This is a genomic window from Mesorhizobium sp. M4B.F.Ca.ET.089.01.1.1, from assembly GCF_004022605.1.
Lineage (GTDB): Bacteria > Pseudomonadota > Alphaproteobacteria > Rhizobiales > Rhizobiaceae > Mesorhizobium > Mesorhizobium abyssinicae.
On the sequence record NZ_RZOS01000900.1, the window covers coordinates 1 to 1,081 of the forward strand.

At 50.7% G+C, this 1,081-nt stretch carries 1 protein-coding gene; it reads right to left on the minus strand.

Annotated features, from left to right (window positions below; genetic code table 11):
• The coding region (locus tag EN780_RS34865) for a hypothetical protein (protein ID WP_128276512.1) at positions 1–1,081 on the minus strand (1,081 nt) is incomplete at its 5' end.

A 1,081-nucleotide genomic window follows, 5' to 3' on the forward strand; every position in this document is an offset into this window, starting at 1 on the left:
CTATGATACACTCTGATTGTTTCCTAACTTGCTCGCTCGCCATCGCCCCAACCCTGGATCAAACAGGCCGTATATTGCGAGCAGCACTCCAACGCCCAGAAGGATCGAAAAGCCAGCAAATGCATCGATCAGCAAGTAGCCAGCCACGAGTAACGCTACGATCGCTGACATCCTCCACAACGGCATACAAAACCGACGTTCGACACCTAAACGGATGGAGCCATACAGAAATACAAAACAGGTCGAAATAACGATAAGAAGGCTGCTGAAATGCGTCGGCATACGATAGCGGAACCCGGTGCTCACATCATCGCGACCTTGGAACATCGAAGAGATATCGCCGACCAACCACGCCACAATATTCTCACCACTGGATGCCAGATAAGAGCTTTGGACCTTCATCCATATGGCGACCAGAACCCCCAAAACAGTACACCGAAAAACCCCACGCATCACTGTGAGGCCGGCTTCATTGAGCTCTTGCTGATGATCAACATGCGGCAGCTTCTTCAATCCGTCTCCAATTCTCCAAAGATCATGAACAACCGTATAGAGCAAAATGAGACCTGCGAAGAAAAGATAAAACACCAGGCACATGTATAGGTAAGCGAGCCCCGTAAAAACGACTGTTTCGGGGACAGATATGACCTCAGGACGCACAAGAGCTATTTTTCCCCAATCCATGGCATAGTTGCCACCGCCCTTCATCAATGGGATCAAGGACACGCCGATCCATTGAAAAAGACCCGCGAACAGCAAGCAAATCAAAAAAACCGACCAATATGTGTACGAGGAAGCGTCAACGTTGCGCAACCAGGCGTCGTCGCTTTCCACCTGATCGCCCTGCGCTGCGAGCTTTCTGCGCCCCTCACTTTTCCAGAAGACCAGCAACTCTATAACGAAGAAGAAAAACAGCGGTAAGAACACCATAAAGTCGAGTGTCCAATTTGCGGCCCAAAGGAATCCAACCTGCTTAACGAGCCCGTCCGCTCGCTCGTAGGTGACGTTGTGGATACCAATGATGTACGACAAAAAGCCGAGGGCGGTCATGCCGGCAAACACCGACGCCGGTAAATTCAGG